Below are 12,473 nucleotides of genomic sequence, written 5' to 3'. Positions count from 1 at the left end.
TTTCAGGCCTCCCAGCCGCCGTCGTCGCCGCCGCCGGCGTCGTCCCAGCCGGGATCGCCGAAGTCCGCCAGGCCCTGCGGATCCTGCGCGGGCTCGAAGGCGCCGATGCCGGCGTCGCGGGCGAGCTCCGAATGGCTCTGGTCGTGGTGCGCCGGCGGCGCGTCGGCCGCATGGCTGCCCTGCCCTTCGGGGCCGTGCTCGAACATGCGGCGGCCGATTTCCTGCGCGGCGACGGCGCCGGCGCCCAGCGCGAGTCCCGCCGCCAGCCCGCCGGCGACCGACCCTCCGAGCCCGCCCGCGGGCGGCGGCAGGCCGCCTTGCTGCGGGACGCCGCGGCCCCAGGCCGGGTCGGGGCGGCCGAAGGCGTCGTCACGCGCGTACGGCGAGGGCGGCGGCGTTTCGGCCGGCCGGCGCCGCAGCAGCGACCAGATCACCGCGACGGCCACGGCCAGCAGCAACAGGAGGACGAGGGAGAAGAAGGTCATGGGGGCTCCGGCAATGAGCGCAATGTGGCTGCTCCGGCGCCGAAGTTCAAGGGGGCCGCTTTCCGCTGCCGGGCTTTGTCCGCGATACTTCCGCGACCCATGGCCGCCGCCCGCCTGCTCCTGCCGCTGCTGCTCGCGCTCGCGGGCCTGGGCATGCCCGCGCGGGCGGCCGAGCCGGTCGTGGTGGGCTCCAAGCGCTTCACCGAAAGCTACATCCTCGGCGAGATCGTCCGCCAGGCCTTGGTGGCCGGCGGCGTGGCGGCGGTGCACAAGCAGGGCCTGGGCAACACCGCGGTGATGGAACAGGCGCTGGCTGCGGGCGGCATCGACGTCTATCCCGAATACACCGGCACCATCGTGCGCGAGCTGCTCAAGCAGGAGGGCTCGCCCTCGCTCGCGCAGTTGAACGCGGCCCTCGCGCCGCGCGGGCTGAAGGTGGGCGTGCCGCTGGGCTTCAACAACAGCTACGCGCTCGCGATGCGCGAGGACGACGCGCAGCGCCTGGGCATCGCCACGATCTCGGACCTGGCGCGCACGCAGACCCCGCTGCGCCTGGGCCTGTCGCACGAGTTCATGGTCCGCGCCGACGGCTGGAGCGCGCTGCAGCGCGCCTACGGCCTGCGCCTGGCGACCGGCAGCGGCCTCGACCACGGCCTCGCCTACCAGGCGCTGGCGGCGAAGCAGGTGGATGTGGTCGACGCCTACACGACCGATGCGCAGATCGCGCGGCTGAAGCTGCGCGTGCTGCGCGACGACCGCAACTTCTTCCCCCGCTACGACGCGCTGCTGCTGATGCGCGCTACGGTCGACGAGCGTCCGCTGGCGGCGCTCGCCGGCCGCATCGACGACGAGGCCATGCGCGCCATGAACGGGGCGGTGGAGATCGACGGCCGATCCTTCGAGGCGGTGGCGCGCGAGTTCCTGGCGCGCGGGCAGCCGGCTGGCAACACCCCTGCGGCCGCGGCGCACGGCCAAGGCTTCGTCGAGCGCCTGTTCGCGCCCGACCTGCCGCGCCTGCTGCGCGAACACCTGGTGCTGGTGTTCGCCTCGCTGGCGATCGCGGTCGCCGTCGGTGTCCCGCTGGGGGTGCTGGCGCACCGCCATCCGCGCTGGTCCGGCACGCTGATGGGGCTGGTGGGCGTGGTGCAGACCGTGCCTTCGCTGGCGCTGCTCGCCTTCCTGATCGCCATCGTCGGCACGATCGGCTTCGTGCCCGCGCTGCTCGCCCTGTTCGTCTATGCGCTGCTGCCGATCGTGCGCAACACGCACGCGGGGCTGGCCTCCGTGCCCGTCGCCATGCGGCAGGCGGCCCTGGCGCTGGGACTGCGCGGCGCCCAGGTGCTGCGCAGCATCGAGCTGCCGCTGGCCGCGCCCACCATCTTCGCCGGCATCAAGACGGCAGCCGTCCTGAACGTGGGCCTGGCGACGGTGGCGACCTTCATCGGCGCGGGCGGGCTCGGCGAGCGCATCGTCGCGGGACTGGCCGTGAACGACACCGCTTTCATGCTGGCGGGAGCGGTGCCCGCCGCGGTGCTGGCCCTGCTCACGCAGTGGGTCTTCGATGGCATCGAGCGCTGGCTGCGGCGCTCGCGGGCCTAGCGCCGGGTTGGCGCACGGAGCGAGAGCGCCGGCGCATTGCCCTGGCAAAAACCAAAGACCGAACGCAGAGGGCGCAGAAGTTACGCAGAGGACGCAGAAAAGACAAGAAAACTTGAAAGGATTTCTTCTGCGTCCTCTGCGTAACCTCTGCGCCCTCTGCGTTCGGCTGTCAGGTTTTGGCTTCTTCCTTCCTCCAGTACGCATACCCCCACGCCGTCGTGAACCCACGGCCGGCATAGAGCGAGCGCGCCCGCGCATTGCCCTCTTCCACCTGCAGGAAGCAGCGCTGCACGCCACGTTCCTGCGCGCGGCGCGCGAGCGCGGACAGCACCGCACCGGCGAGGCCGCGGCCGCGGTGCGCCGGCAGCGTGCGCATGCCGTGCACGCCGCACCAGCCGTGGCTGAAGCACGCGGCGCCGACGGCGATCGTGCGGCCCTGCTCGCGCACGCTGGCGAACACCGAATCGGCACCCCGGCGCAGGATCGCCAGGCGGCTCGCGCCATCCACCGGATCGAAACCCTCGCCCAGGAACACCTGTTCCCAGTCGGGCGCCGCGGTCGGCGCGAGCTGGACGTCAACCGCGGGCGGCATGCCGCCGGCGAGTTCGCCCACCCGCCCGGCCTGCACCAGCGTCGGCTTGGTGCGGACGTAGCCGGCTGCGCCCAGCTGCGAACGGAATGCATCGAAGGCCGGCAGCTCGGGCACGCGCAGCACCGTCGCCAGGCCCTGCGCCGCATAGCGCTCCTCGAGGCCGGCCAGCGTTCGCGCAGCAGGCGCTTCGTGGCGCAAGGGCGTGGCACTGTGGCAGCGGCCCACGGTGCCGGCGTCGAAGGCCAGCAGCCAGTCGTTCCAGGTCTCCTGGCCGCGCGGCGGCACCGCCGCCAGCGTCGCGCGCTCGATCGCTTCGATGTCGTGCATTTCAGGTGCGGCGGGACAGCTCGCATTCCAGCGCGGCCCGGTCCCAGTGGCCGCGTTCCGCCGCGGCCTCGTAGGTGGACTGCAGGAAGGCGAGCAGGACCGCATCGGGATCCGCCGCCTCGCGCACGGCGTCGTAGGGCAGGATGAACTCGTGCAGCTCCTGGCTGTAGAACGCGCCTTGCGGCAACGCCGCCCACTGCGCGAAACCTTCCGGCTCGGGGTATGCGTACGCGTAGAAGGCCGGGTACCCGAGCCCGGGCCCGGCCCAGAAGCCGCAGCTGCTCACCTCGTGCGAGTAGGCCTCGCGCATCACCCAGTCGGCCACGTGCGGTGCGCCGCCCGGATGCGGCGGCGCCGTGCGGCCGGAAAAGCGCGTCACCGCGAGGTCCATGGCGCCCCAGAAGAAATGCACCGGACTGCACTTGCCGGCGAAACGCGCACGGAACACGCGCAGCACGCGGTCGGCCTGCAGCAGGATGCGCCACCAGCGCCGCACCGCCTCCCCGTCGTAGGGGCGCGGCTCGATGTCCTGCTCGAAAGGCACGGCACCGGCGATCTCGCAAGGCTGCGTGCGGATCTCGCAGGGAATGCCCAGCGACCCAAGGGCCTCGCGCACGCCGGCATGGAACTGCGCCACCGATTGCGCCTGCAGGGGGACGGCGGCCGTGGACCCGTCGCTCACCGAGAGCGCCAGCCTGTGCGCAACAAAATCGAATTCCGCCTGCCAGAAGCGCTCGCCGCAAGCCAGCGGGCCGCTCGTGATGCCGCGCGCCGTGAGTGCCAGCGCGACATGCCAGGAGTGGTTGGTCCAGGGCGTGGCCGCGAGCCGCAGCTTGCCCACCACCTGCATCCAGCGGTGCAGGCCAGCGTGCGTGCCCTCCCATTCGGCCAGGGGGAGCGGGGGCCAGGCGTCGCGTGAAAGGCTCATGCGGTTCTCCGGGAGTTCAGGCCGGCAACGGCAGGACGACGTCGACGGCCAGCCCCGGCTGCGCGTTGCGCAGTTCGAGCCGGCCGCCATGGGCCTGCGCCACCATCTTGCACAGGTAGAGCCCCAGCCCCACGCCGCCGGTGGCGCGCTCGCGCGCGGCGTCCGGGCGGAAGAAGGGTTCGGCCAGGTGCGGCAGCACGGCCTCGTCGACGCCGGGGCCGAAGTCGCGCACGGTGAGGACGATCCCGCCCTCGCGCGCGGCCAGCCGCAGCTGCGGACGCCGCGCGGCATCGCCGTGCCGCAGCGCGTTGTCGACGAGGTTGCGCGCGAGCAGGCGCATGCGCGCGCGGTCCAGCGGCAGCAGCGGCAGTGCGGCATCGGTTTCGAGGTCGACGGCCGCATCCTGCAACACTTCGCGCAGCAGCGCCGCCAGGTCGGTGGGCTCGCGGTGCAGGGCCGCGTGTCCCTGGCCGAGCCGCTCGCTCTCCAGCAGGTCGGTCACCAGGTCCGCCATCTCCTGCAGCTCCCGCAGCAGCGCCGCGCGGCGCGTGCCGGCCTCGCCCTGCTCCGGCAGCAGCTCGGTGTGCAGGCGCGCGCGCGTGAGCGGGCTGCGCAGCTCGTGGCTGATCGCGAGCAGCAGCGCCCGCTTGGCTTCCAGCATCTGGTGGATGCTGGAGGCCATGGTGTTGACGTCGGCAGCGAGGTCGCCCAGCTCGTCGCGCCGGCGGATCGGGATCGGCGCGTCGAAGGTGCCGCGGCCGAAGCGCTGCGCGCCCGCGCGGATGTCGTCCAGCGGCCGCAGCAGGCGGCGCACCGCGTGGTAGGCCACCGCGGTCAGCAGCAGCACCGCGGCCAGCGTGAACCAGCCGATGCGGCGCGGCCGCTCCTGCCAGGGCCGCAGGCTCAGGCCGAAGCTGATGCGATGGCCGTCGACCGTGCTGCGGGCCACGAGGCTGTCCTCCTGCCCGGCCCACGCCCCATGACGGTCGGCACCGGGGTGGCTGCGCCAGTGCACGAGGGGCCCATCGATGGCGATCGTGACCGGCAGCTTGGCCGCCAGCGCCTGCGCCCGCTCCACGCTGGGCGGCGAGCCGATCTCCGCCGCCAGCCGGTCGACGTAGTCGCCCAGCAGCGGCCGCACGGCGCCGCGCCAGCCGGTGCCCAGCGCCGCCTGCATGCCGGCGAGGAAGGCCGCCGTGATGCCCAGCGCCAGCAGCAGGAACAGCAGGACGAGACGCGCGCGCAGCGAGTGCTGCAGGCGCCAGTGCGCACGGCGATGCCAGCCGCGGGCGGGCCCGGCCGGCAGTACCGCGGCCTCAGGCATGGGCAGGTCCTTGCGCGGACCGCAGCGCCAGCGCATAGCCGGCGTTGCGCAGCGTCCGGATCGGGTCCAGCGGCTCCAGCTTGCGCCGCAGGCGGCTGACCAGGATGTCGACGGCCCGCGTGTAGAGGTCGGCCTCGTGGCCGCGCAGCAGGTTGAGGATCTCGTCGCGGCCGAACACGCGGCCCGGCTGGCGGGCCAGCAGCAGCAGCAGCTCGAACTCGGTACTGGTCAGCTCCACCGCCTCGCCCTGGCGCTGCACCGTGCGCGTGACCGGGTCGATGACCAGGCCGTCGAAATGCAGGCAGCCGTCGCTCGCGCGCGGCGTGCGCCGCCGCAGCACCGTCTGCAGGCGGGCGACCAGCTCGCGCGGCTCGAAGGGCTTGGGCAGGTAGTCGTCGGCCCCGAGCTCCAGGCCGACGACGCGGTCCATCACCTCGCCGCGGGCGGTGAGCATGACGATCGGGATGTCGCTTTCGGCCCGGATCGCGCGGCACAGCGCGAAGCCGTCCTGCTCCGGCAGCATCACGTCGAGGATCGCGGCATCGAAGCGCTGCTGCCGCAGCAGCGCCAGCCCCGCGCTGGGACGCAGGGCCTGCACCAGCGCGAAGCCGAAGCGCTCGAAGTACGCGGCCAGCGGCTCGCCCAGCGCCTGGTCGTCGTCGATCAGCAGGATGCGGGGCATGCGGCCATTGTCACGCGGCCTCAGCCCCGGCGCCACCAGCCGCGGCGGTGCTGCAGGAATTCGCGCACCTTGCCCTGCTGGCGCGCGTCGAGGCTGTCGAAGAAATCGCCGAAGGCCGCGATCACCTCGGGGCTGCGCGTCTCGATCGCGGCCGTGGCCTTGTGCAGCAGGGCCTGGGCGCCGGCGCGGTCGAACTTGTCGCCGGCCACCAGCCCCTGGAACTGCGCCCGCGCATCCGGCTGGCCCGCCCAGGCCGCCCGCTGCGCCTGCAGCTTCTCCACCAGCACGGCGAGCTTCGCCTTCTGCGCCTCGTCCAGCTCGAGGCGGGAAGCGACGCGGTCGACCACGTGGGCGCGGTGCCGCGCCTGCTCCTCGGGGCTGGCACTCCAGCCGGCGTGGTCGCGGTAGTGGCCGCAGCCGCTCAGCGCGCCCAGGGTGAGAACGGCGAACAGGCCGGCGAGGCCGCGGCGGATCCAGGGTTTCATGCTTGCTCCTTGCAGCGATGGACAGGAGCACGACGATGCCTGCCGCGCGCGGGCCGGTCATCGCCCCGCGGTCTCGTTTCTTTTCGTTTTGTTTCAGCCGCCCGCCGGTGGGCGCGCGCGTCAGGCCGCGCGGCGCGTCACCGTGTACCCGAGCTGGTCCAGCGCAAGTTGCAGCGCGTCGGCCAGGGTGCCTTTCGAGGCCACCCCGTGCAGGTCGATGCCCAGGTGCACGATCGTCTGCGCGATCTGCGGCCGGATGCCGCTGATGATGCACTCCGCACCCATGAGGCGGATCGCGCTCACGGTCTTGAGCAGGTGCTGCGCCACCAGCGTGTCGACCGTCGGCACGCCGGTGATGTCGATGATCGCCAGCTTCGCGCCGGTGTCCACGATGCGCTGCAGCAGCGTCTCCATGACGACCTGCGTCCGGTTCGAGTCGAGCGTGCCGATCATGGGCACCGCCAGCACGCCCTCGAACAGCTTGATCACGGGGGTGGAGAGTTCCAGCAGGTCGGTCTGCTGGCGCTGGATCAGGTCTTCGCGGGTGCGCTGGTAGGTCGAGACCGTCCACTGCGCCATGCTGTCGACCAGGGTGGAGATCGAGCGCACGGCGGCCATCTGGCCCTCCTGCCGCCCGCCCAGCGCTTTCTCGATGCCGGAGAACAGCGGGCGCTTCAAGGCCAGTACGAAGAAGCTGGTGTCGCCGGCGGACTGGCCCTGCGCGGCCCGCGAGCCGGAGAGCGCCTCCAGCACATCGCGCAGGCCGGCCCACGGCATGGAATCGAAACTGCCCGGTTCGCCGCCTGCCGCGAGGCAGCGGCTGAGCGCCCCCAGGGCTTGCTCGGCTTCGCCCCGCATGGCGCGGCGCGCGCCATCGCTCAGGCGGATCGAAGCGCCTCCGGCCTCCTGCACCCATTGCGTCAGCACCTCGTCTTCGCGCCCGGCGATGAGCCCGAGCACGAACCGCGTTTCCTCATTCATGGTGGCGCCGATCCGGAGTTGAGGCCCATTATGGTCTGTCCGCCTGCCTCGCCGTGGCTGGGCCGGGAACCGGCGCCCTCGCGTCCCGCAGCGGCGGGGCATTGCGGTTACAGTGGGGAGCCGAAGCTCAGACGCCCTCGCGCGCGCCATGTCCAGTCCCATCCTGAGCCTTCGCCTGTCCGAGTTCGAGCTTGCCGGCGTCCGCACCTGTTCGCGCGAGGCGGCCAAGCTCGTCGGGCTCGAGGGCCTGCAGCAGACACGCCTCGCCACGGCCGTCTCCGAGATCGCGCGCAACGCGTTGCAGCATGCGCGCGGCGGCTCCGTGGAGTTCTTCGTCGAGCCGTCGGCGCCCCCGGACCAGGGGCAGTGCCTGGTCGCCCAGGTGAGCGACGAAGGGCCGGGCATCGCGGACATCCAGGCCGCGTTAAGCGGCCAGGTCCTGGCCAACGGCCGCATCTCCAGCGGCATCCCGGGCAGCCGCCGGCTGGTCGACCGCCTGGACATCCGGTCCTCGCCCCCCGGAGGCACCGTCGTGCGCCTGGAGACGGACCTGCCGCGCGGCGCCCGGCCCCTGTCGCCGCGCGACATCGAGGAGCTCGCCGCGGAACTGCGGCGCCGCCGCCCGGTGTCGGCCGTGCAGGAGCTGCAGCAGCAGAACCGCGAGCTGCTGCGCATCCACCAGGAACTGCAGCGCAAGCAGGCGGCGCTCGAACAGGCCGACGACCGCAAGAACCAGTTCGTCAAGACCCTGGTGCACGAACTGCGCAGCCCGCTCTCGACCCTGGAGCTGACCCTCACCATCCTGCGGCGCCGGCCCGACCTCGGCGCCGAGGAACTGCTCAGGCGCTGCGACGTGATGGGCCGCCAGACGAAGCAGCTCACCAGGCTGGTGGAAGAACTGATGGACGTCGCGCGCGTGAGCCAGGGCAAGGCGGACCTGCACAAGCAGCCTTCGGAACTCAACGCGCTGGTCGCCGAGGCGGTGGAGATGACGGGGGGCGCGATCGCGGCCAAGGCGCACGACATGGAGCTGCACCTGCACCCCGAGCCCCTGTGGATCAGCGCGGACCGCTCGCGGCTGACGCAGGTGGTGTGCAACCTGATCCAGAACTCGGCGCGCTACACGCCGCGCAATGGCCGCATCGCGGTCGACGTGCTGCGCAGCGAGGGCCAGGCCGTGGTGCGGGTGATCGACAACGGCGTGGGCATCCCGGGCGAGTTCCTGCCGCACGTGTTCGACCTGTTCGTGCAGGGCGACACCCGGCCGCCGGGCATGGAAGGGGGCCTGGGCATCGGGCTGACCCTGGTGCACCACCTGGTGGCCAGCCATGGCGGCGACGTCAGCGTCGCGAGCGCGGGGCTCGACCGGGGCAGCACGTTCACGGTGCGCCTGCCGCTGATCGCGCAACCGGCGACGGCCTGAATCGCGAAGGGACCCGCCGGGCGTGTTCCCGGCGTCGACCTCAGTTCGAGGTGCCCGCGTTCGGGAAGAACAGCTGCTCGCCGTTGATGCGATAGCTGGCGATCGCCTGCTGGCCCGCCGGCGAGGTGACCCAGGCTATGAACTTCTGCGCCTCGGCGGCCTTCACGTGCGGGAATTTCCGCGGGCTCACGAGCATCACGCCGTACTGGTTGAACAGGCGCCGGTCGCCTTCCACCAGGACCGCGAGATCGCCCCGGTTCCTGAAACTGAGCCAGGTGCCGCGGTCGGCCAGCACGTACCCGTTGCTCGACGCGGCCATGTTCAGCGCCGGCCCCATGCCGCAGCCGCATTCCTTGTAGCCGCTGCCGCGGCTCGCCAGGCCCGCCTGCGACCAGAAGCGCTTTTCGGCGGCATCGGTGCCGCTCTTGTCGCCGCGCGAGATGAAGGGCGCATTGGCGGCGGCGAGCTTCTTCAGCGCCCCGACGATGTCGCTGCCCTTCACGCCGGCGGGATCGGCCCTCGGGCCCACCAGCACGAAGTCGTTGTACATGACCGGGTAGCGCTGCGGCGCGTAGCCGTCGGCCACGTACTTCTCCTCCGCGACGCGGTCGTGCACGAACAGCACGTCGGCGTCGCCGCGCCGGGCCATGTCGATCGCCTGCCCGGTGCCGACGGCGACCACCTTCACGGTGATGCCGGTGGCCTGCGCGAATGCGGGCAGCAGGTGCGAGAACAGGCCCGACTGCTCGGTGGAAGTCGTCGAGGCCATCACCAGCGTCGATTGCGCCCAGGCGCCGCCGGCGGCGGCGGCAAGGGCGAAGACGCACAGCAGGCGGCGCGTGCAGGTCATCCCCATTCTCCTTTGACGAACAGTTCGGCCTCGCGCGAGGTTTCTCCCAGCGGGCCGTTGAAAAAGGCGTGGACCGGCAGGTCCGCCAGCACGCGGCCCTGCTCCAGGTAGACCACGCGGGTGGCCAGGCGCTTGACCTGCCCCAGGTTGTGGCTGGCGAAGACCAGCGTCATGCCGGCATGCGCGAAGTCCTCCATCAGCGCCTCGACCTCGCGCTTGGCGTGCGGATCGAGGCTGGCCGTGGGTTCGTCGAGCAGCAGCACGTCGGGCTTCAGGCTCCAGGCGCGCGCGAGCGCCAGGCGCTGCAGCTGGCCGCCGGAGAGCGTGCGTGCGTTGCGCAGCGCCACGCCGGCGAGGCCCACGCGGCCCAGCGCCAGCCGGGCCTGCTCCTGCGCGGCGCGCCAGCGCGTGCCGCGCAGCCAGGTCGCCAGCGCCACGTTGAACAGCACCGAGGCGCGCAGCGCGAAGGGCCGCTGGAACACCATGGACTGGCGCAGGCGCACGTCGCGCACGATCGAGCCGGCGCAAGGGCGCAGGATGCCGTCCAGCACGCGCAGCAGCGTGCTCTTGCCGCAGCCGTTGGTGCCGATCAGGGCCACCCGCTCGCCCGGCGCGATGCGCAGGTCCACGCCGCGCAGGGCCCGCACCGCGCCGTAGTTCAGGTCCACGCCCTTCAGCTGGATCCAGCCGGACATCAGGCCGCCCCCGCCAGCACCACGCCTTCGGCATGCGCGCCGCGCCAGCGCGTGACGAGCGCGATGGCGGCATTGAGCCCCAGCACCACGGTGAGCAGGACCAGGCCCAGGGCGAGCGCCAGCGGCAGGTCGCCCTTGCTGGTCTCCAGCGCGATCGCCGTGGTCATCACGCGGGTGAAGCCTTCGATGTTGCCGCCGACGATCATCACCGCGCCCACTTCCGAGATCGCGCGGCCGAAGCAGGCGAGCAGCACCGTCACCAGCGCATAGCGCTCGTCGAAGGCAAGCAGCAGGCTGCGCAGCGCCCCGCCCGCTCCGAGCGACTGCAGCTGCTCGCCGTTGGCACGCTCGGCGTCCTCCACCACCTGGCGCGTCAACGCCGTGCACACCGGCAAGACCAGCAGCACCTGCGCGACGACCATCGCCTTGAACGAGAACAGCCAGCCGAGGAAGCCCAGCGGCCCGCTGCGCGAAAGCAGCAGGTACACGACGAGGCCGACCACCACCGAGGGCACGGCCAGGAAGGTGTTCAGCACGGTCACCACCGCGCCGCGCGCGGGGAAGCGGGCCACGCCGAGCCAGGCGCCCAGCACGAGGCCGAAGGCACAGGCGATGAGGCAGGCCACGCCGCTGACCGCCAGTGAACGCGCGACGATCGCGAACAACGCCGCGTCGCCAGCCGCGACGAGCTGGAGGGCCCGCGCGAGGCTCTCCTGGAAGGTGTTCATGGGCCGCGATGCTAAGGCCTCGCGGCCGCCGGCGCCCTCGGGTGTTGCGAGTTATGAAGGCACGTGCATAGCGAGCGCGGCGCGCGGCGTGGCGGCGGCCGGCAGGCCTCCTCCATACTCGGGGCATGGACAAGGTGGAACTGCGCTACGACTTCGCCGCGCGGCGGCAGGACGGCTGGGTGCGCAACGCCCTGATGGACCTGTTGCACGCGGTGCAGGAGCAGGGGTCCATCTCCGGCGCCGCGCGCGTCCTCGGCCTGTCGTACCGCCATGTGTGGGGCGAGCTGCGGCGCTGGGAGGCGCAGCTCGCGCATCCGCTGATCGTGTGGGAGAAGGGGCAGCGCGCGCGCCTGGCGCCCTTCGGCGAGAAGCTGCTGTGGGCCGAGCGTCAGGCGCAGGCGCGGCTGGCGCCGCAGATCGAGGCGCTGCACGCCGAACTGGAGCGCGCGTTCGCCGTGGCGTTCGACGACGCCGCGCAGGTGCTCACGCTGTTCGCGAGCCACGACGACGGGCTGTCGCTGCTGCGCGGCTTCGCGGCGAACCAGGCGCGGCTGCACCTGGACGTGCGCTTTTGCGGCAGCGTCGACGCGATCACGGCGCTCAACGCCGGCCGCTGCACGCTCGCCGGCTTCCACAGCTCGCAGCAGCCGGGGCTGGGCAGCGTGACGCAGCGCACCTACCAGCCGCTGCTGCAGACCGGTCGCCACAAGCTGATCGGCTTTGCCGAGCGCAGCCAGGGGCTGATGGTCGCGGCCGGCAATCCGCTGCACCTGGCGTCGCTGGCCGACGTGGCGCGGCGGCGCGCGCGTTTCGTCAACCGGCCGCTGGGCAGCGGCACGCGGCTGCTGTACGAGGAACTGCTCGCGCGGGAGCAGCTGGGGCGCTCGGACCTGGCGGGGGACGGGCGCGAGGAGCCTTCGCATGCCGCGGTGGCGCAGGCGATCGCTTCGGGCAGCGCGGACGCGGGGCTGGGCATCGAGGCGGCCGCGCGCGTGCGGGGGCTGGACTTCGTGCCGCTGCTGCAGGAACGCTACTACCTCGTGTGCCTGAAGGAGGCGCTGGAGGAGCCGCCGATCGCGACGCTGCGGCGGCTGCTGAAAAGCGAGGCGTGGCAGCGGGAGCTGGCGGGCCTGCCCGGTTATGCGAAGTGGAGGTGCGGCGAGGTGCTGAGCCTGAAGGGGGAGTTGCCCTGGTGGGACCTGCCGCCGAAGAGGCGCGGGGGATGAAAGGCGCCCTCACCCCGGCCCTCTCCCGCAGGCGGGAGAGGGAGGAAGGCGGGCCCAACTTGCGGAGAGAGGCAGTTTCGTAGGCTGGTGCTGAGCCGCGAAGCGCCCGAAGCCCAGCGATGGGGAGTGCCCCCACCCCTGCCCTCCC

Annotated in this window: 13 protein-coding genes; 3 read left to right on the top strand and 10 right to left on the bottom strand. The window is 72.5% G+C overall.

The features are described from left to right. Positions 1-2 precede the first annotated feature (2 nt). Complete coding sequence (locus WG923_RS07050; protein ID WP_340350238.1) at positions 3-485, bottom strand: hypothetical protein; 483 nt, start codon at positions 483-485, stop codon at positions 3-5. Positions 486-584: 99 nt separating this feature from the next. On the opposite strand from WG923_RS07050, the gene WG923_RS07045 reads away from it, so the two are divergent. After that, on the top strand, positions 585-2,084 hold the full coding sequence (locus tag WG923_RS07045; RefSeq protein ID WP_340350237.1) for an ABC transporter permease/substrate-binding protein: 1,500 nt from the start codon (positions 585-587) through the stop codon (positions 2,082-2,084). Between the two features lie 169 nt (positions 2,085-2,253). Here the strand turns inward: WG923_RS07045 and WG923_RS07040 are convergent, their stop codons facing one another. The 6 genes from WG923_RS07040 to WG923_RS07015 all read right to left on the bottom strand — a co-directional run bounded on the left by WG923_RS07040 (position 2,254) and on the right by WG923_RS07015 (position 7,403). Next, positions 2,254-3,003, bottom strand: a complete 750-nt coding sequence (locus WG923_RS07040; protein ID WP_340350236.1) for a GNAT family N-acetyltransferase — start codon at positions 3,001-3,003, stop codon at positions 2,254-2,256. A 1-nt stretch (position 3,004) separates the two neighbouring features. After that, a complete protein-coding gene (locus WG923_RS07035; RefSeq protein WP_340350235.1) occupies positions 3,005-3,931 on the bottom strand; it encodes a DUF5996 family protein in 927 nt (308 codons plus the stop codon). Between the two features lie 16 nt (positions 3,932-3,947). Next, entirely contained in the window at positions 3,948-5,255 is a 1,308-nt protein-coding gene (locus WG923_RS07030; protein ID WP_340350234.1) for a sensor histidine kinase, read from the bottom strand. Continuing rightward, positions 5,248-5,937, bottom strand: coding sequence for a response regulator transcription factor (locus tag WG923_RS07025; RefSeq protein WP_340350233.1), 690 nt, complete (start codon positions 5,935-5,937; stop codon positions 5,248-5,250). The genes WG923_RS07030 and WG923_RS07025 overlap by 8 nt, the downstream gene beginning before the upstream one ends. 20 nt (positions 5,938-5,957) lie before the next feature. After that, positions 5,958-6,422: a Spy/CpxP family protein refolding chaperone gene (locus WG923_RS07020; protein WP_340350232.1), complete on the bottom strand. Its 465-nt coding sequence runs from the start codon at positions 6,420-6,422 to the stop codon at positions 5,958-5,960. 120 nt (positions 6,423-6,542) lie between these two features. Further along, positions 6,543-7,403, bottom strand: a complete 861-nt coding sequence (locus WG923_RS07015; protein ID WP_340350231.1) for an STAS domain-containing protein — start codon at positions 7,401-7,403, stop codon at positions 6,543-6,545. 148 nt (positions 7,404-7,551) lie between these two features. Between WG923_RS07015 and WG923_RS07010 the strand changes: the two genes are divergently transcribed. Continuing rightward, positions 7,552-8,826, top strand: coding sequence for an ATP-binding protein (locus WG923_RS07010; protein WP_340350230.1), 1,275 nt, complete (start codon positions 7,552-7,554; stop codon positions 8,824-8,826). 40 nt (positions 8,827-8,866) lie between these two features. Here the strand turns inward: WG923_RS07010 and WG923_RS07005 are convergent, their stop codons facing one another. Genes WG923_RS07005 through WG923_RS06995 form a run of 3 tightly spaced genes read right to left on the bottom strand, consistent with a single transcriptional unit; the run spans position 8,867 to position 11,099 of the window. After that, entirely contained in the window at positions 8,867-9,676 is an 810-nt protein-coding gene (locus WG923_RS07005; RefSeq protein ID WP_340350229.1) for a substrate-binding domain-containing protein, read from the bottom strand. Then, a complete protein-coding gene (locus WG923_RS07000) occupies positions 9,673-10,371 on the bottom strand; it encodes an ABC transporter ATP-binding protein (protein ID WP_340350228.1) in 699 nt (232 codons plus the stop codon). The genes WG923_RS07005 and WG923_RS07000 overlap by 4 nt, the downstream gene beginning before the upstream one ends. After that, on the bottom strand, positions 10,371-11,099 hold the full coding sequence (locus WG923_RS06995) for an ABC transporter permease (protein WP_340350227.1): 729 nt from the start codon (positions 11,097-11,099) through the stop codon (positions 10,371-10,373). Before WG923_RS06995 ends, WG923_RS07000 begins: the two co-directional genes overlap by 1 nt. A 125-nt stretch (positions 11,100-11,224) precedes the next feature. Between WG923_RS06995 and WG923_RS06990 the strand changes: the two genes are divergently transcribed. After that, positions 11,225-12,325, top strand: coding sequence for a substrate-binding domain-containing protein (locus tag WG923_RS06990; protein WP_340350226.1), 1,101 nt, complete (start codon positions 11,225-11,227; stop codon positions 12,323-12,325). The last annotated feature ends 148 nt before the right edge of the window (positions 12,326-12,473 follow it).

Source organism: Ramlibacter sp. AN1133 (assembly GCF_037890035.1).
Classification (GTDB): domain Bacteria; phylum Pseudomonadota; class Gammaproteobacteria; order Burkholderiales; family Burkholderiaceae_C; genus Ramlibacter.
The sequence above is the reverse complement of the archived record's forward strand: the minus strand, read 5'-3'. Positions and strand labels throughout refer to the sequence as shown.

Bases quoted from the DNA above. Each gene is read 5' to 3' on its own strand.
- WG923_RS07050 (WP_340350238.1), bottom strand. From the start codon at position 485: ATGACCTTCTTCTCCCTCGTCCTCCTGTTGCTGCTGGCCGTGGCCGTC.
- WG923_RS07045 (WP_340350237.1), top strand. From the start codon at position 585: ATGGCCGCCGCCCGCCTGCTCCTGCCGCTGCTGCTCGCGCTCGCGGGC.
- WG923_RS07040 (WP_340350236.1), bottom strand. From the start codon at position 3,003: ATGCACGACATCGAAGCGATCGAGCGCGCGACGCTGGCGGCGGTGCCG.
- WG923_RS07035 (WP_340350235.1), bottom strand. From the start codon at position 3,931: ATGAGCCTTTCACGCGACGCCTGGCCCCCGCTCCCCCTGGCCGAATGG.
- WG923_RS07030 (WP_340350234.1), bottom strand. From the start codon at position 5,255: ATGCCTGAGGCCGCGGTACTGCCGGCCGGGCCCGCCCGCGGCTGGCAT.
- WG923_RS07025 (WP_340350233.1), bottom strand. From the start codon at position 5,937: ATGCCCCGCATCCTGCTGATCGACGACGACCAGGCGCTGGGCGAGCCG.
- WG923_RS07020 (WP_340350232.1), bottom strand. From the start codon at position 6,422: ATGAAACCCTGGATCCGCCGCGGCCTCGCCGGCCTGTTCGCCGTTCTC.
- WG923_RS07015 (WP_340350231.1), bottom strand. From the start codon at position 7,403: ATGAATGAGGAAACGCGGTTCGTGCTCGGGCTCATCGCCGGGCGCGAA.
- WG923_RS07010 (WP_340350230.1), top strand. From the start codon at position 7,552: ATGTCCAGTCCCATCCTGAGCCTTCGCCTGTCCGAGTTCGAGCTTGCC.
- WG923_RS07005 (WP_340350229.1), bottom strand. From the start codon at position 9,676: ATGACCTGCACGCGCCGCCTGCTGTGCGTCTTCGCCCTTGCCGCCGCC.
- WG923_RS07000 (WP_340350228.1), bottom strand. From the start codon at position 10,371: ATGTCCGGCTGGATCCAGCTGAAGGGCGTGGACCTGAACTACGGCGCG.
- WG923_RS06995 (WP_340350227.1), bottom strand. From the start codon at position 11,099: ATGAACACCTTCCAGGAGAGCCTCGCGCGGGCCCTCCAGCTCGTCGCG.
- WG923_RS06990 (WP_340350226.1), top strand. From the start codon at position 11,225: ATGGACAAGGTGGAACTGCGCTACGACTTCGCCGCGCGGCGGCAGGAC.